The 20,234-nt window shown below is 39.8% G+C and carries 5 protein-coding genes; all 5 read left to right on the top strand.

The features are described 5' to 3' along the window. Window positions 1-370, top strand: a 370-nt coding sequence (locus GX437_04370; protein ID NLJ06891.1) for a rhomboid family intramembrane serine protease, incomplete at its 5' end; no start/stop codon positions are given. 205 nt (window positions 371-575) lie between these two features. Further along, window positions 576-1,607 carry an agmatinase family protein gene (locus tag GX437_04365; protein ID NLJ06890.1) on the top strand — a complete coding sequence of 344 codons (1,032 nt, stop codon included), beginning with the start codon at window positions 576-578 and terminating at the stop codon, window positions 1,605-1,607. A gap of 317 nt (window positions 1,608-1,924) precedes the next feature. Then, window positions 1,925-2,665 (top strand): hypothetical protein, encoded by a 741-nt coding sequence (locus tag GX437_04360; GenBank protein NLJ06889.1) that lies wholly within the window; start codon window positions 1,925-1,927, stop codon window positions 2,663-2,665. Window positions 2,666-2,743: 78 nt separating this feature from the next. After that, complete coding sequence (locus GX437_04355) at window positions 2,744-19,186, top strand: hypothetical protein (GenBank protein NLJ06888.1); 16,443 nt, start codon at window positions 2,744-2,746, stop codon at window positions 19,184-19,186. Between the two features lie 23 nt (window positions 19,187-19,209). Next, the gene (locus tag GX437_04350) at window positions 19,210-20,232 is read left to right on the top strand and encodes a hypothetical protein (GenBank protein NLJ06887.1); all 1,023 of its coding nucleotides are present in this window, start codon (window positions 19,210-19,212) and stop codon (window positions 20,230-20,232) included. The last annotated feature ends 2 nt before the right edge of the window (window positions 20,233-20,234 follow it).

The raw sequence follows: 20,234 nt of genomic DNA, 5'->3' as shown, positions 1-20,234 counted from the left end.
TCATATCGGAGCCAGCGGCTGGGTTTATGCATGTTTGTCTTTTTTGTTTTTTGGCTCTTTATTTTCACGAAATAATAATTTTCTTGCATTTTCACTGGTTCTTGTTTTTCTCTATGGTGCCATGATCTGGGGAATTATTCCCTTGCGGCAGGAAGCTTTTATCTCTTGGGAATCTCATTTGGGGGGAGCTGTTGTGGGTTTTATTCTTGCTGTCATTTTCAGAAATTCAGGACCAAAACCCATTGTTTATGATTGGGAAAATGAGGAAGATAACATTGACGACATGACAGATGATGAAATTGATCAGGTTATTGATCTGAAAATAAAACAACAGAAAATAAATAGGTTTTTAAAGTTTTTTAAAAAATAATGCCATGGGTAATTTAGTTGTAGTAGGATTTATGTTTTAAAAATAACCCGGATTAAAGCAGACAGGTTCAAAATCATAAATCCGAAATCCAAATCAGATTATTTACAAAATCAAAAGCAAATCTCAATCATAATGTATTTATCATCAACGAACAACAGGAAAAGGAATAAAACTTACTTTTGCTACAAGTAAAATATGTTGGTAAATGCATTCTGATACATTTAATCCGGACGCTCCCGGAGTTAATAATGGAAATTTTTTCGGGTTACCCTTTACAGCAGAAGAATCGAAAATAGTGTTGATGGGAATTCCATGGGATGTTACCACCTCATACAGATGCGGGACATCGGAGGGGCCGGAAGCTATTCTGAATGCCTCGCTGCAGGTTGATTTATATGATGCTGATTTTGGCAATATCTGGGAAAAAGGTATTGCCACAGCAGGTATCAATAAATCGTTGAAAAAGAAAAGCAAAAGTCTGAGGGAAACATCCATGAGGGTTATTCGTTTGCTTGAATCAGGGACAGATATGGATGATCCAAAATTATTCCCTTTTGTCAAAGAAGTAAATGCGGCTTCCAATGCATTAAACGAATGGGTTTATTCGGCCTGTTGGAACCTGATACAGGAAAAAAAGATACCGGGACTTATCGGAGGTGAGCATTCCATCCCCTATGGATGCCTGAAAGCATTGTGCGAATTTCATGATCAGTTTGGAATATTACAGATTGATGCCCATGCTGATCTTCGCCATGCCTATGAGGGTTTTGAGTTCTCGCATGCTTCCATCATGTATAATGCTATGAATCTCAAAGCAGTAACTTCTATCGTACAGGTAGGTATCCGTGACTTTTGTGAGACGGAAAAAAAACTTGCTTGTGAAAATTCTTTTATTCATTGGTTTGAAAGCAGCCGGATTTTTTCGGAAATGTATCTGGGGAAAACATGGGATAAAATATGTGATGAAATTGTTTCCTGTTTACCTGATAAAGTTTATGTAAGTTTTGATATTGACGGTCTTGATCTTTCTTTTTGTCCGGGAACGGGGACACCTGTCCCGGGTGGGTTAGATTTTAATCAGGTTTCGTATCTGTTAAAAAAACTTTCTCAGCAGAAAAAAACCATCATCGGTTTTGATTTATGCGAGGTAGCTCCTGGCCCGATCCCTGATATTGATGCGATTACAGGGGCAAGAATACTGTACAAACTTTGTGGCCTTGCGATAAACAGTAAATAAAAAAAAGTTACTGTTCAGCTGCCAATTGTTATTGTTACCGCGAATAAACGCAGATTAGACCGCTGATCTTCGCGAAAATTAGCGTTTCATTAGCGAGAATTAGCGGTTTATTTCTTTTTAGGAAAATATAAAATATTGATATTAAACACAATGGGATAGCTGAACAGTAACAAAAAAAAATTTTTCCTGCTTTTTTTATAAATAAAGTTTGTATATTTAGCCACAAATTAATATTGTCAGATTTTCAAATTTTTATACTTTGGCCATAAAATTTAAATCAGGAGTAGTATATTTGTTAACATAAAAAAAACTTGCCTATGAAAAGATTGGTTTACACATTAGTAGCATTATTCATGATTTCAAACTTGTTTGCACAAACAACCACTCCCCCGAAAACACCGCCAAAAACACCTCCCCCGCAATATGTCTTAAAAAAAGATTATGATGCAAGCATGGCTGAAATGAGTGAAAAACTTAGCCGCATTTCGGGACAAATAGGTGCCCTGAGTGCACGAGTTAATGCAAAAGATAATAATTTCGATGCCCTGAAAGCAAACATTGACACACTGACAAAGGTTTTGCAATCGATGAACATCAAAGTCAGTCTGACTTCTGATTCTCTCAGCAATACCATTTTTACGGTCAGCGACCTGAGAAAGAAAGTGGATGACGACCTGGAAGTTGTCAGAGGAAGTGTGACGATGGTTAAGGGAATGGTATTACTGGCATTTGCCGGATTGGCCGTTTTATTGGTTTTAGAGATTATTTTGTTTTTCATCCTGAACAAAAAAATAAGCAAACTGGCCTATCTTGAAGAAACCGTCAATGAGGCGCTTGAATCGGCTAAGGAAGATTTCGGCAAGATGAAATCTGAAATTAAACCCATGATTACCAAAGAGGTACAGTTGTCTCAAGCCTCCCTGGATTCGAGAATTAACCGCACCAGGGTTGAATTAATTGACATGATTGCCCTCACCAAGAATCAACTGACAAAGATAACCGAAGAATTAGGTACTCAGCTCGACCAGCTTATCAGGAATACAGGAAACAAAATATAGTTATAAGGGTTAAGTATTCTTGAACTGGAGTCCTTAATCTTTTTTTTTTTAAGTTGATTATTTTTAAAATGTTTGTATATGGGTACATTGCAGCTAAAAAAGCATCATCATTTTTGGCAATATTTAATGCTGTTTGTCGTTTTACAAATTCCTCTCAGCCTGAAATCCCAGACTTATTGTTCAGCAGGGGCGAGCAATTGTGATGAATATATTTCAAAGGTTGAATTAAACACCATCAGCAAATCCTCTGGTTGCGGACTTGGCAGCAATGGCATATCCGGCTATTCTGATTACACAAATATTTTAACAGTATTGACTGCAGGGAATAGCTATACCCTGACAGTTTACAATGGTAATCATTACAATGGTGATTATTTTGATGCCTATATCGACTGGAACAACGATAAAGATTTTACGGATGCGAATGAATATCTGGGGAGTAAAAGCACCAGCCCGTCTTCATTTACGATAAATGTACCAGTCGGATTAACTTATAAAGGAAAAACCGTGTTAAGAATCCGTTGCCGTTATCAGGGAAGTCACAACTCCTGCGGAGTTTTTTCATGGGGTGAGGTGGAAGATTATTCGGTCGAGTTGGTTGTTCCCTATCATCATGATGCGGGTGTCATATCGGTTGATTCACCTGCAGTGCCGGTCAGGCCGGGTACAGTTAACATCAAAGCAAGAATCAAAAATTATGGATTGGATACTTTGAAAAGTGCGGGAATTGACTGGAAAGCAGATACCAGCAATAAAACCGGCTACAGCTGGACAGGAAGCCTCGCAACCGGACAGACATCTTCCCAACTTTTGCTGGGGAATCATCATTTCCCGGTTGGTGCCCATACGATAAAAGCATGGACAAAAAATCCCAACAATGTCAATGACAGCAATAAGAACAACGACACCTTTATTTACAGCTTTTACGTATGCAATGCATTGAGCGGTACATACACAATCGGACCTGATGCCACCGATTCCTTCCCAAACTTTACAGCGGCAGTTCAAAGGTTGGTGAGCTGCGGGGTAAACGGACCTGTTACTTTTGTGGCAGACACCGGAACTTATAATGAACACATCAGAATTCCTGCTATCCAGGGAGCTTCTTCTTCGAATACCATTACTTTTAAATCAGCCGTCAGCGATAGCAGTAAGGTGAAAATAGTTTATTCTGCCAGCGATTTGGAAAACAATTATGTGGTCATGCTGGATGGGGCCGATTATATCAGATTTGAAAGAATTTCTTTCAGGGCAAACGGAACCAATTATGCCCGGACCGTGTATCTGACCGGAGGAGCATGCAATAATATTTTTCAGAACAATCAGTTGCAAAGCACCCAGGCTTTCAACTTTTCCGAAGACTTTGCCATTGTTTATTCAGATGATGAAACAGATACCAGCAATACGTTTCTGCAGAATTATTTTTTATATGGTTCTTACGGAGTTTGTTTTTATGGAGGTGTTGACGATGAGAGCTACAATAAATTCATCGGTAATCATTTTAAAGAGCAGTATTATTTCGGAATTTTTCTTGAAAATCAGTCACATCATGAGATTAAATACAATCTGATCGAATCATCGACATCCGTCACGTTTTATGGAATTTACCTGTATTTTTGCACAGAGGGATTTGTCAATTCAGGAAACAGTATCTTATTACCTGATGCAACCTCAGGAGGGTATGGTATTTTTCTGGATATGTGCTATGGCGACTCTGCCTTACATTGTCTGACAGCAAATAATTTTATTCATATTCCTTCGGTAAATAACAATGCCTATGGTATTTATCATTATTACAGCGAGTATCAGGATATTGTCTATAACAGCATCAACATTACCGGAAATTACAGTAACAGTTTTGGGTTTTATTATTCAGGGAGCAATTTTTCAAACTGTACATTCAGGAATAATATCTCAGTAAATCAGGCAAACGGATATTCGATCTATTGCAGCAATACTTCCGGCATTTCATCAGATTACAACAATCTTTTTACTACCGGCAGCAGGTTGGGCTACTGGGCAACTAATATTATAAACTTAACCAGCTGGATTTCAACGACCAAACAAGACTCACACAGCTTGTCTGTTTTACCACAGTTTTTCAGTGCCAGTAATCTTCACCTGAAAGATATTAACCTGAATGGAAAAGCAAAACCCTTTGCCGGTGTAGCGATAGATATTGATCAGGAAAACCGTTCATCCAGTTTGCCTGATATCGGAGCAGATGAATTTGATTTAAACAGTGTGGATGTTGGAATTTTAACAATAGATCAGCCTGTTACACCCGCATACCCGGGAAATACAGCCGTTAAAGTTAGATTCAGGAATTTTGGTGCCGATACCATCAAATCAGCTCAAATCGACTGGAAATATGATGGTAATTCAGGGACAACCTATAACTGGTCAGGTAGCCTTAAATCGGGAGATACTTCCTCGCTAATTACACTTGGGAATGTGTCTGTTTCGCTTGGGACTCACACCCTGAAGGCATGGACGAAAAACCCCAACACCCAGACAGATCAATTTGCCCCAAACGACACACAGGAAATAACATTTCAGTCGTGTATTCCTTTGAACGGTACTTATACCATTGGCCCGAACCCGGGAGACTCTTTTTCTTCTCTGACTGCGGCTGTCAATGCTCTGATAAACCGCTGCGGAGTCAGCGGGCCTGTGGTTTTCAAAATAGCTTCCGGTACCTATAATGAACAGGTGTATATACCATCCATCATGGGGGCTTCATCTACCAATACCATAACCTTTGAATCTGTTTCAGGCGATTCATCTACCGTCATCATAACTTATGCCCCTTACTATTCCTCCAGTAATTATGTTTTAATGCTTGACGGAGCCGACTATATCATTTTTAAAAATGTTACCATTAAAAACACCTCCTCCTACTATTCAAGAGTGGTTTGGCTAAACAACGGAGCATGTCATAACCAGATTAAAAACTGTTGCCTGACCGGTTATAATACGACATCTACAAGTAACAATATGACGGTTGTTTATATATATGATACAGGAAATGAGTCAAGCGAAAATAATTTGTTCAGCAATAACCTTATTTTGAACGGATCAATCGGATTCTATTTGTATTCCACAACCTCAATAAAACCCGATAACAACAGGTTTATTTCTAATGTTATTCAGGATCCTTATTATATTGGTTTTTTGGCCTACAATCAAAATTCTCCCGTTTTTGAGAAAAATTTTATCTCGACTGTAACAAATTATTCCAATTTTTATGGCTTTTACTTATACAGTTGTGATAATGAATCAAGTATTTTATCAAATAAAATTCAAGCTCCTTACTGTGGAGGAGGAATGGGTTTAATTCTTTATTACTGCAATGGAAGTAGTTCGAAAAAAGGTTTGATTGCCAATAATTTCATTTATCTGGGTAATAGTAGCAATAATGTTTACGGAATTTATATTAACAGCTGTTATTATCAGCAGATATTTTACAACAGTGTCAATCTGAAAGGGACCTATTCATCAGGAGCCGGCCTTTATTATAATAGTTGGCAGTCGAATACCGGAAATATTCTGTTGAACAATAATATCTGTAATCAGACAGGTTCTTTTGCAGTACAATTTGAAGGAGTCTCGCCCGATTCAAGCGATCATAATAATTATTACACTACAGGAACTAATCTGGGAAACTATCTTGGAACGCCCAAAAATAACCTGTCAGCCTGGCAGTCATCATCAGGGAAAGATCTTCATTCTGTATCAGTATTTCCCGATTTTGTGTCCAATTCCGACCTCCATATATCAAATCTTGCCCTGGATGGAAAAGCATTGCCTGTTGCCAATGTTACCAAAGACATTGATGATGAAACACGTCATACCACGACACCCGATATTGGAGCCGATGAATTTGTACCTCCAGCCAATGATGCCGGCATCATTGCCATTACCGACCCTTCAGGAACAAATAAAAATGGCCAGTATGCAGTGAAAGTTACGCTTAAAAATCACGGGACAGATACGCTTAAAAATGTAAGTATTGAATGGAAAATAAACGGAACTTCACAAACAACCTATAACTGGAGTGGAACCTTACCTCCAAACCAGTCAGTCAGCAATCTGAGTCTTGGCAATTTTACCTTTTCTACAGGAACCTATACCATTAAAGCATGGACAAAAAATCCAAACAATACAACCGATGGAAATAAGAATAATGACACCCAATTGGTTACAGTCAAGTTCTCGTATCTTTGTGATACCTTTACCATTGGCGGTAGCGGAGCCAGCTTTCCGGGTTTTAAAAGTGCGGTTGATAGCCTGATTGCTTATGGTATTTGCGGGCCGGTGGTATTTATTGTCAATTCCGGGACCTATACGGAACAAATAAGCATTCCCTATATAAGTGGAAGTTCAGCGGTGAATACCATTACCTTCATATCTTCTGCAAACGACAGTACGGCAGTAAAACTTACTTACACACCATCCTCATACACTGACAATTATGTGATAAAAATGTCAGGGGCAAAATATTTTCGTTTTTATAAAATGACTTTCTTAAACCCGAATACAAGCTATAGCAGGGTGATAGTGGTTGACAATTACTCCTCAGACAACCAATTCCAAAATTGCATATTTGAAGGGAGCAATAACACATCAACTTCAAATGACAGGGCGTTAATATATTCGGATGCTTCGATCGACAGCAATTTTATATTTATCGGTAATCTGTTTGTGAATGGGAGCATGGGATTATACTGGTACGGGAGCAATTATGAAAGTGGAATGGTCATTAAGAACAATGTTTTTTTAAACCAGTATTACATTGGAATTTATAATGAAAGACATGACGGAATACTTATCGAAGGAAATACTTTTGAGACCAACACAACATATTATTATTACGGAATTTATCTCTACTCTATCAGATATTCCTCAAAGATCATCAAAAATAAGATTATAGCCAGGAACTCATCAGGAGGATATGGAATATATATTTATAATGCTACAGGACAATCAGACCGGAGAGTACTGGTTGCCAATAATTTCATAATCATCAATGCAAATGGAAACAGCAGCTATGGTATTTACAGTGCATACAACCAGTATTCAGATGTTTTTTATAATAGCGTAAATATTACCGGATACTATAATTACAGCTATGCATTTTATATATCCACCTATACTTACTATAACAACCGGGTGAAGAATAATAATTTCATCAACAATGCCGGTGGATATGCCTATTACTGTTCCATGGCCAATACATTCACAAGCGATTATAATAATCTGAAAACCAACGGCAGCTATCTCGGCTTTTTCAGTTCACAGATAACAAATCTGTCTGCATGGCAATCCGTTACATCAATGGATTCAAACAGTATTTCAGCAGATCCGGAATATTTTTCTGCTACCGACCTGCATTCATTCAGTAAAAACATCAATGGAAAGGCACAACCGGTTGCAGAAGTTGATATAGATATTGACGGAGATGCCCGCGATACGTTAAATTCAGATATTGGTGCCGATGAATTTACCCCTCCCAACCTGGATGCCGGTATCATTGCTCTTGATGAGCCTGGCAGTCCATGTCAGAAGGGAAGCAGAACATTTAAAGTTTCCATAAAAAACTTTGCAAGCGATACACTCAAATCAGTTACAGTAGAATGGCAAATTGACGGGACTTCAAAAACTGCCTACAACTGGAGTGGTTCGTTACCGGAAGGGGATACAGCAATAGCCGTAACCATAGGTACTGCCTATCTGAGCTGGGGAACTCATAATATAAAAATCTGGACAAAAAATCCCAACAACAGCATCGATGGCAATAAACTGAATGATACCCTAAGCATCAGCCTGACAGCAAAAAATCCATTAAACGGCATTTATACCATCGGGTCATCTTCAACGGATTCATTTGCCAGTTTTACGGAGGCTGTTGACAGCCTTATGACGAATGGAATTTCAGGATCTGTAATATTCAGAGTAAAAGACGGGACTTATACGGAACAAATTGTTATCGGTAATATTGATGGTGTTTCTGCCGAGAAAACCATCACATTCCAGTCGTACAGCTATGACAGTACAAAGGTGATTCTTCAATACAACAGTACAAATTATGATTACAACTATGTCATATTGCTTAATGGTGCCAGGTTTATCACATTTAAAAAGCTGACGCTCAAGAGCCTGAATTCTTATTATGGCAGGGTCATTAAAATGGTTAACAGCGCTTCCAACAATTCAATTTTAAACAATATTATCATCAGACCTTCGATCAATTCAACGTCAGATTACGATGCACTGATTTACATTAGTTACGACAACTGTAATGATAATCAGTATATCAGTAATGTACTGAAAAACGGCAGCTTTGGCTTACTGATCAGTGGAAAAAACTATTCAGAGAGAATGAAAGGCACTGTTATCCTTAATAATACTTTTGACAATATGTATTATGCCGGATTATTTTTGTATTATCAGACATCTCCTCAGATAAGCGGAAACTATATCGCTACCTCCTCAGCAAACTATACCTACGGAATGTATTTATATTATTGCAACGAGGAGGTAAGGATTTCTGAAAACAAGATTCAGATTGGCTTTCAGGGCTATGGTGTAACGCTCTATTATTGCGAGGGGACTAATGCAATTCCGGTTAGTATCTACAACAACTTTATTTCCATCACAGGTAGTTCGAGTGGCAGAGGAATTTATTGCTATGGTAGTTATTACGTTAATTTTTACTACAACAATATAAACATTACAAATACAAGCAACTCAAGTGGATATTGTATTGGATTATATTATGGCGGCAACAACAGACTAAAGAACAATATTCTATGCAATAAAGGTGATGGCTATGCCATTTATGCCTACTCTAATTACTCACTCGTATATTCTGATTACAATAATCTGTATGCCAAAGGGCAATATCTTGCATATTGGGGAGGGAACAGTAAAACAGATCTGGCATCGTGGAATTCTTCCTCAGGTTATGACAACCATTCTGTTTCGATAGATCCGTTATTTTATTCCAGTACAGATCTTCATGTTTCAGAAATTACCCTGAATGCAGCCGCCAGCCCGGTCAGTGGAATAACCAAAGATATTGACAATGAGACAAGAAACAGTGTAACTCCCGATATCGGAGCCGATGAATTTACTCCTCCTTCAAATGATGCCGGCCTTGTTGCCTTACTCAATCCGGTCAAACCTTTTGTGGCAGATACCTATGCCGTAACGGTCAGGTTAAGGAATTATGGAAGTGATACCCTGAAAAGCGTAACCATCAACTGGAAAATCAATGGAGTAACCCAAACACCATATTACTGGTCAGGAAGTCTGAAAAGTGCTGACACTGTTTATGTTATTATCGGAAACGCTATTTTCAGTCTTGGGACAACTTACCAGATACAGGCATGGACAACTTTACCCAATGGATTGACAGATAACAATTTGATAAATGATTCAATCGTTGTACCCAACCTGTCGCCTGCACTTTCCGGGGTTTATACCATAGGAGGCAGCAACCCTGATTTTACGTCATTTACGAGCGCAGTCAATTCCCTGAAACTGGGGGGAATACTGGGCAATGTCGTGTTTAATGTCAGAAACGGAGTTTATACCGAACAGCTCGATATTACGGAAATTACTGGGACTTCAGCAAGTAATACTATCATTTTTCAGTCGGAAAGTCTGGATAGTACCAAAGTCGTACTTCAGTATTCCTCTAATTCTTCAAATAATTATACGATCAGGTTTAACGGAGCCGATTATCTGACATTCAGGTACATGACCCTCAAGGCATTAAATGGCTCTTATGGCAGGGTAATCGAACTTACAAACAATGCTTTGAACTGTTCTTTAAAAAACAATCTTATTATCGGTTCGAATTATAGCAGTACATCATCCGATAATTTCCTGATATTCAACAATTATCAGATCGTAAATAATCTGACCATTTCAGGTAATGTAATCCGGAAAGGTGCTTCAGCAATTTGGCTATATGGACCTTCAGGATACCAGCAAAACACTTTAATTGAAAAGAATGTAATTGACTCCATCAGTTATATCGCTATTTATGCATATAATCAGAGTTATCTGGTGATTAAAGACAATTATATTAACCTTCAGGCTTCAACGTATAATTACATGGAGAGTATAGAGCTTGATTATTGCTACAACCGGACGGTTATTACCGGCAACAGAATCATCCAGAATGATGGCTTTGGATTGTATTTATATAATGTTCAGGGGAACTCCAATGAGTATAATCTGATTGCCAACAATTTTATTGCGATAAACGGAACTTATACCTATGGTTATGGAATGTATAATTACTATACTTATTACAGTAATTTTTATTACAACTCCATTAATGTTTATCATACAAGTTCTTCAAGTGATGCGTTTTATATTTATGGTGGTTCAAATGTTAATGTGGTAAATAATATATTTTCCTGTAAAACCGGTTATGCATATTATGTGAGCAGTACTTCGACTATCAGTACCAGCAACTACAACAATTTTTACACAGGAGGCACCTATCTCGCCTATTGGAACGGAAACATCAGCACCCTGACAGGTCTGAAGGCAGCCAGCGGAAAAGATGCAAATTCTATTTCCAAAGATCCCTTGTTCAACAGTAATAATGATTTACATGTTCAGGAGGTAGCCTTAAACAAAGCCGCAACACCCATAGCTGAAGTTACAGTTGACATAGACGGTGAGCCACGCGACAACACCCGCCCTGATATTGGTGCTGACGAATTTACTCCGCCACTTCAGGATGATGCCGGAATCAACGACATTGTCTCACCGACAGTGCCATTTCCGGCTGATACCAATCTGGTGAGGGTCGTTCTTACCAATTATGGCGCTGATACGCTGAAATCCGTTACCATCAAATGGAAAGTAAACGGAGTCAGTCAAAATGACTATAACTGGTCGGGCAGTCTGCTGACCGGGAATTCAGATACAGTTACCATCGGAAAATTTGATTTCAATATTGGTACAGCTTACCAGATAAAAGTTTATTCCGTGAATCCAAACGGAAATGCAGACTCCTTTAATACCAACGACACAATGTTATCGGCAGTTCTTTATGCTGCATTGAACGGAACCTACACCATTGGCGGGAGTTCACCCGATTTTAACAGCTTTTCCGATGCAGTAAATATTTTAAACAATGGCGGCATTTTAGGAAATGTTATCTTTAATGTCAGGAACGGCATTTATACCGAGCGGGTGAAAATCAATTCATACCCGGGAACTTTGTCGTCAAGGAGTGTGGTATTCCAGTCAGAGTCTGGCGACAGTACACAGGTTTTCCTTAGCTGGAACACCGATAATGATAACTACACACTTTATCTGGATGGAGCAGATTATATTACCTTCAGAAAAATGACCATACGGACAACCGCCTCATCCGGATATTACGGTACGGTTATACAGGTTTCAAATGATGCCGTTTACAATACATTCTCCGGCAATGTGGTTCAGGGGTATAACGGTAATGTTACTTCTACAAGTTACAGTGTGTTTAATATTCAGGGAGGGAATAATCATCACCTGAACCTGCTGAACAATGTTATTCAATATGGGAGTTTCGGAGTTTATCTTATTGGAAGCAGTTCATCCGGTTCAACGGGAGTACAGATTAAGGGCAACATCATTCAGAATGCTGTTTATTACGGCATTTATGCTTATTATCATGACGGGCTGATAATTGAAAACAATGTTATCAACCTGTCTTCCTATTATTCCTATTCGATAGGTGTTTATCTGTATGATTGCCGGAATGCCACCAAAATAGCGGGTAATAAAATCAGTGTTCCGGCAGGGTATTTTGGGATTTATTTATCCAACAGCAATGGGACATCAACTTACAAGGGAAATATTTACAACAATTTTATTTATGTGGGCGGAAATACATCTAATCCGACAGGTTTGTATTTGTATTACTCGTCTTACCACAATGTTTATTTCAACAACATTAATATAACTTCAGGCTCAGCAACGGGCAGCCGGGCGTTGTATCTGTATAGTGTAAACAATATCAATTTGTTAAACAATAATATTGTGAACAGGGGAGCAGGGTATGCTTATTATATCAGCACTGCCAGTGGAATTACATCCGGATATAATAATATTTATTCAAAAGGAAATTATCTGGCTTATTACAACGGTAACATCAGCAGCCTTGCAGCATGGAAAAGTGCCACTGGTCTGGATGCAACATCCATTTCAGTAGATCCGCAATATGTTTCAAATTCAGATTTACATGTTCGTGAAATCACGCTGAACGAAGCAGGTACTCCAATTGCAGGCATAACAGCGGATATTGACGGAGAAACACGACATGCCAGCAAACCCGATATTGGTGCGGATGAATTTGAAGCACCTTATTCCGATGACGCTGGTATTGTGAGCTTTATCGATCCAGCTGTTCCATTTCCTGCTGATACCCTGCCGGTGAAGGTTTTATTGAAAAATTTCGGATACGATACGCTTACCACAGTAACCATCAAATGGTCGGTCAATGGAATTTCTCAAACGCCAAAGAGCTGGAGCGGTAGCATTTTGCCAGGCAGATACGATACGGTAGTCATTGGTAATTATATATTTAAAACAGTCATTGCCTATAACCTGGTTGCCTATACCTATAATCCGAATGGTGTCAGAGACTCGCTGAATACCAATGATACGGCAAGAACCCTGAATCTCTATGCAGCTTTAAGCGGGACTTATACCATTGGCGGCAGCAATCCTGACTTTATTAGTTTTGGTGCAGCAGCCAACATCCTGAATCTTGGCGGGGTGGTAGGTGCGGTTGTGTTTAATGTCAGGACAGGAGTTTACAACGAACAGCTATCCATCGGACAAATTCCCGGAAGTTCATCGGTTAATCAGATTACTTTTCAATCTGAAGGAAACGACAGCAATCTGGTAACCCTGACCTATCAGGGCAACAGTTCAGACAACTATGTACTCAGGCTTAACGGTGCAGATTATGTTACCTTTAAGAAAATGACCTTCCAGCCCATTCATAATTATTATGCAAGGGGCGTTGAACTCCTTGGTGGTGCCAACTATAACAAGTTCCGGAATTGCCGATTTGAAGGCGTTTCAACCACTAATTCCTCCGACTTCTTCAGCAATGTATATTCTTCAGGAGACAATGATATTGGAAATGAATTCAGCTACAATGTATTTAATAACGGAAGTTTTGGCATTCGCCTATACGGATTGTCAGGGTCTTACGAAAGCGGAACCTATATTTACGGAAATATATTTGAAAATCAGTCTGTTTCCGGTGTCTTTCTGTATGGACAAAGTGAGCCGGTGATAGCCTTCAACACCTTTTCTTCATCTGTAAATAATTACCAGGGAGCTATATCAATCAATACAGCCAACAATGGCCCGAAAATTTATGGTAATAAAATCAGCTCTGAAAAATCAGCTTATTCCCTTCAATTGTATGATGCAGACGGTTCTTCTTCAAATAAAATGAAGATCTATAACAACTTCTTTCAACTGGGAGGAACTGCTTCTTCCTCTGCTGTTGTGATGAACTTCTGTGACTATACCGATTTCATTTACAATTCGATAAACGTCAGTAATACGCATACAGGGAGCAGGGCTTTGTTTGTTGAAAACGGCAATGCCAATGTGGTTTTGCAAAATAATATTTTTGCCAATACCGGAGGAGGTTATGCCTGTTATATCAGTAATACTTCGGCTATTGTTTACTCGAATTACAACGACCATTATTCTGCAGGATCTGTTCTCGGTTACTGGGGCGGAAACCGAACAGATTTGTCAGCATGGAGGTCGGCAAGCGGACAGGATAATAATTCAAAATCATTGGATCCTTTGTTTTACAGCACTACCGATCTGCACATTTCGCAGGTATTACTCGACAGTGCAGCTGTTCCGGTGACAGGGATCACAAAGGATATTGACAATCAAAACCGTAATACCAATTATCCTGATATCGGAGCCGATGAGTTTACTTATGTCAGTCATGATGTCGGGATTTCGGCTGTTATAGCTCCTGTTTCAGGGTGCGGACTGTCAAGCGATACCGTCAGGGTCAAAATCCAGAATTTTGGCGGTCAGTCACAGAGCAACTTCAATGTTTATTACAAATTCGACAATCAGCAGGTGGTAGTCAGGAATATTGGTTCGCTTACCATACCAAAGGGAAGCAGCTATGTATATAAATTCGATACCGTACTGAATATTTCAACGCAGGGAAATCATACCCTGATTTGCTGGACCAATCTCAGCGGAGATACTATTCATTCAAATGATACCTTTATCTATAATTTCAGCAATTATCCTTATCCGGGAGCCATCAGCAATATGCTGCCCGTTGATACTGCACAGAATGTAGCCCTGCCGGTAACATTTTCATGGTCTCCGGCCTCAGGAGCCAACAGTTATGATCTGTATATCTGGCCTGAAACGGAAAATAAACCCGTAAGCCCAACGGTTGCCAACATTACACAGATTACCTACACCTACAACGGTAGCCTACAATATGGCAAAACTTATAAATGGCAGATTGTGGCAAAGAGTATATTCTGTCAGACTGCCGGAAATATTCAGAAATTTACGGTCAGGTATCTCCCCGACCTGATTGTCAATAGTGTAACGGTACCTTCGACTGCATATTCAGGACAGACTTTCAATGTGTCGTGGCAGATAAAAAATACCGGAACAGGCAGCACCCTTTCCACGGAATGGTTTGATGTAGCTTATTTATCATCAGACACCAACCTGGATGAAAATGTTGATTTTTATCTGGGAGCTGTCAGCAATCTCAGTTCACTCGGATCCGGAGTGAGCTATAATCAGACGGAAACATTCACCATTCCGCAGGGACTATCGGGCAATTATTACGTTATCCTTATCACCGATAAATTTTCTGCCCTGACTGAGTCAAATGAAAACAATAATAAAGGTTATAATTCCTCAACCCTTCAGATACAACTGACTCCGCCTCCGGACCTTCAGGTCATTTCGATTGTGCGTCCAAACACGATTTACAGTGGTACAAATGCCAATGTTTCATGGACAGTGCAGAACAAGGGAACCGGCAACACTGTAACCAATTACTGGTACGATGCACTTTATCTGGGACAGGATACCACCTTTGATCCGGCCAATTGTTATTATCTCGGAAATGTATATCATAATGGACAGTTGCTGGTCAACAGCACGTATAATGCAGCTAAAACCGTATCAATTCCCAATGCTATATTCGGGACCTATTATATTTTTGTTAAAACGGACTATTTCAACAGTGAATATGAGCATGCATGGGAAAACAACAATGTGAAAAGAAGTGATGCTATTTCAATCATTCTGACTCCTCCGCCAGATCTGGTTGTTACCGGAACAGATGTCCCCGACAGTGCCAGCAATAACGAAACCCTTGGCATGAGCTATTACCTTAAAAATCAGGGAGGAAATGATCCGGAAAGCTCCTGGTATGATAAAATTTATATTTCTGCCTCCCGCACTTTCAGTGAATCAGGGTCAATCCTGCTTGCCACCCGTTATCATTCACAAGACCTGTCTCCCGGCCAGACAGATACTTTGCCGGGCAATATAACCATTCCTACAGGAATTAACGGAAAATATTACATTTTTGTTAAAACTGACTGTTTTAACAGTGTTTATGAATACACTTATGAAAACAACAATGTTTCTGATCCCGATTCCATTTATATCAAATCGCCTGACCTGACAGTTTCATGGATTTCAAATCCGGCAACTGCCTATTCAGGAACAAGCATTAATATCAAATGGAAAGATAAAAACACAGGCCCGGGAAAAATTATCAACAGAGGCTGGAAAGACAAAATCTATATTTCCCCTTATTCAACATTCAATTCTTCCACTGCAGTATTTCTGCAGGAAATTACCATTGCTTCTGTAAGCATGAATGTGAACAATGAATACCTGTTAACGTCAAATATTACCATTCCCAACGGATATTCAGGTGTTTACTATCTGTATATTGCCACCGATGCAGTCAATAATGTCTTTGAAGCAGGGGGAGAAAACAATAACACTAAAAAAGCCGATACATCCATAACGGTTACCTTGTCCCCATGGCCTGACCTTCAGGTAGTTGAAATATCAGCTCCCGACACTGCCACAGCAGGTGATCCGATAACGGTTCATTTCACGGTTACCAACAAAGGAACTGCTACTGCTACCGGTTCATCTTGGAAAGACAATGTGTTTATTTCAAAAGACTCGGTATTTAATTCTTCAACAGCAAGTTTACTTAAAGATGTGATCAGGCCAACTTCGCTTGCCGTCAGTGATTCCTACAATATCACCACCATGGCCGGACTGGCAACAAACCTGACTGCAGGAATATATTACCTGCATGTTTATACAGATTATGAAGACAAGATTTATGAGCATACCTCAAACAGCAACAACTCTTCTTTCCGTCCTATTTATATCAAAGCCTATCCTCCGGTTGATTTCATGATCTACAATGTAACCTGCGGAGACACCGGCTCTTCAGGAAAAACATTTGCCATTGCCTATTCGGTTAAAAACAATGGTCAGGGGAAGAGTTTAGCTCCGTCTTACAAAAATGCGGTCTATCTTTCAACTGATTCCATCTGGAGCCCTGCCACCGACATCCTGATCAACCGTGAAGACATGACAACCCAGCTGGCAGCCAATGCTTCATACACGAAAAACATTAATGTGACTCTGCCCAACGGAATAACAGGAAATTATTACCTGTTGGTGGTAACGGATGAAAACAACAACAACAACGATGTCAACCTGAGCAATAATTACCGGGCGAGGACAGACGCACAGAATAAGATGAAGAAAATATTTATCAAGCTTACCCTCACACCCGACCTGAAACCCACATCTGTCAATTCGCCAGCTACCGGAACCTCCGGACAGCCCGTTACCGTGACGTGGACTGTTAAAAATCAGGGGCAGGCAGCAACCAGTGTTACCTTTGAAGACAGAATATATCTGTCGGCTGACTTTACTATTGACGGCAGCGATGTCTTACTAGGAAGTTTTCAACGAACGTCCTCATTGGCGGTGAACTCGTCTTACAACCAGAGTCAGCAGGTCTTTTTACCTTCAAATATCACCGGTAACCGCATTATTTTACTGAAAACAGATGCCACAGATGCAGAATACGAGCATAACGGAGAAGACAACAACATCATGGGCGCCCCCATATCCATTACTGCCGCTCCACCCTGCGACCTGATTGTTTCTCATATCGGATTTCCACTCAATGCCGTTGCAGGTAAATCAGCAACCATTACCTACAAAATCAAAAATACAGGTATCAATCCCGCCACAGGCTACATCAGGGATGCCATTTATATTTCAAAAGACAATCAGTGGGATGTCAATGACGTATTGTTCGGAACGAATCAGTACACCATCGGATTGTCGCCCAACACGGAGGTTTCAAAGAATATGACAAAACAACTGAAAGGGGTTACGCTGGGTTATTATTATGTGATTGTCAGGACGGATATACTTACTAACATCAATGAGACCAATGACAACAACAATGAAAAAATTTCTGTGGATACCATGAAGGTCAATGTGCAGAACCTGCCATGGTACACCATGACCTACGATACACTTTATGATAATTCAGAGGTCTATTTCAAACTCGAAAGCCACGATACCCTGAAATCCGAAACGCTGTTACTAAATCTGTACGGTGATTCTGTTAATGGTGATAATGAGTTGTATCTCAGTTATCTGAAGGTACCGACCCGAAATGTTTACGATTATGCATATTCAGAGCCTTTCCACGGCAATCAGGAAATAATAGTGCCATCACTGGAAGACAGTACTTATTATATCATGGTTTACGGCTATACGATGGTAGGGAGCATGCAGAAAATAGGGTTAATGGCGAAAATTCTTCATTTTGAAGTCAGGGGAATCAGTGCCAACCAGGGTGGAAATACAGGGAAAGTAACCGTAATTGTCAGCGGAAGTAAATTCGATACCACCATGACGGTTATTTTACAAAACGACAGTGCCGTCTATGAGCCTGACACCCTTGTTTATGTTGACCCGACAAAGGTTTTCGTTACCTACAACCTTGCGGGTGCGAAGCTGGGCAAATATGATGTGGTAGCCATCAAAACAAGTAAGCCTGATACGGCAAAACTGATAAAGGGCTTTGAAATTGTAAATGGAGTGGCATCCGACCTTCAGGTCAGTATTTCAAAACCAGCCAACGTCAGGCCTTCTGCGATTACGGCCATGTCGCTCGATTTTGCCAACGTGGGTAATACAGATATTGATGTGCCTACCATTATCCTGAAAAGTCTTGCTCTGGCGCCTGTCGGAATGAGTGTTCCGGATCTTGAGAATAAAAAGACCGAACTGACCTTTATGCTCAAGGAGCTGAACGGCCCGCAATGGGTCATTCGACCGGGTGCTTACGGCTCTGTCCTGATTTATACAAAGTCAACTGCCGGTCTTGGCTTCCAGATCATGTTGCCTGAAATTAAATAGTTAATCTGATAAAAAAGACGATCATGAATAAATGGATTTTGATAGTATTATCCGTATTTTCGACACACCTTGTTTTAGCGCAGGAAAACGGATTTCGTATTTTATCTTCTGTGTCTTACACAAGGAATTACAATATCAACGACCTGCCTGATAACAAGGGAATTATTACGGGAAGTTTCGAAGGATATTTTTATGTGGAAAAACCGGCTGAGTTATTTGTTACTTACAACAATCAGCGGATGGAAATACAAAAACCCCTTGGGATGTTTATCGTGGTTCCGGAGGCTGAAAGATTATTTAATTACGGAGAAGAACCTGGTTTTTACACAGATTACAACCTTGAACTTCATGTTTTAAAAACAAACGGGAACTGGATTAAAAATGTCGGAGTAATAGGTCATGCACCTTATGCCGTGGCTGCTTCTGCAGGAGGTGATTTTTATGCCTTTGCCCATGTGGACATCGATAGCATTCACTCCCTGCCATACCTGAAGAAAGTTGATAAAAACGGGAATATTCAGTGGGAAATCAGGATGGAAGACTGCATTCCGCAGGCCGTCAATCTTTCTCCCGGTGGAGAACTGATGGCTGTCACTTACCTCAAAGAGGAAAGCATGAGTTTTATTACGGATTTTTACGATGATAAAGGAGCTAAACTTTTCAGCCTGAATCATACGCTGAGTGTTGGCGGAATTGAATTTATTTCCGAAAAACAGTTTATTGTGACAGAAGAAAACGGCTGGAAACTCTATAGCATAAATAATGGGGCAAAACCTATTTTTTCAGGAGTTCTGCCCGGCAAAACCTTCAGCAGATATCCCATCACCATTTCTGCTGATAAGGATTACTTTATTGTTGTTTCATTAGGTTCGGGAAACGTCTATCACCTGTCGGCTATCAGCCTGAAAGACGGAAAACTGATTTCAGAAATTGAGATAAATGAGTCGCCATTCTGGGAACCCTACCGGATGGCAGTTTTTGAAGGGAAGGATAAAATTCTGCTGAGGACGGGGAAGCAATTGGTTAAACTTCAATTAAACAGGTAATT

This window comes from Sphingobacteriales bacterium, assembly GCA_012517435.1.
Lineage (GTDB): Bacteria > Bacteroidota > Bacteroidia > CAILMK01 > JAAYUY01 > JAAYUY01.
The sequence above is the reverse complement of the archived record's forward strand: the minus strand, read 5'-3'. Positions and strand labels throughout refer to the sequence as shown.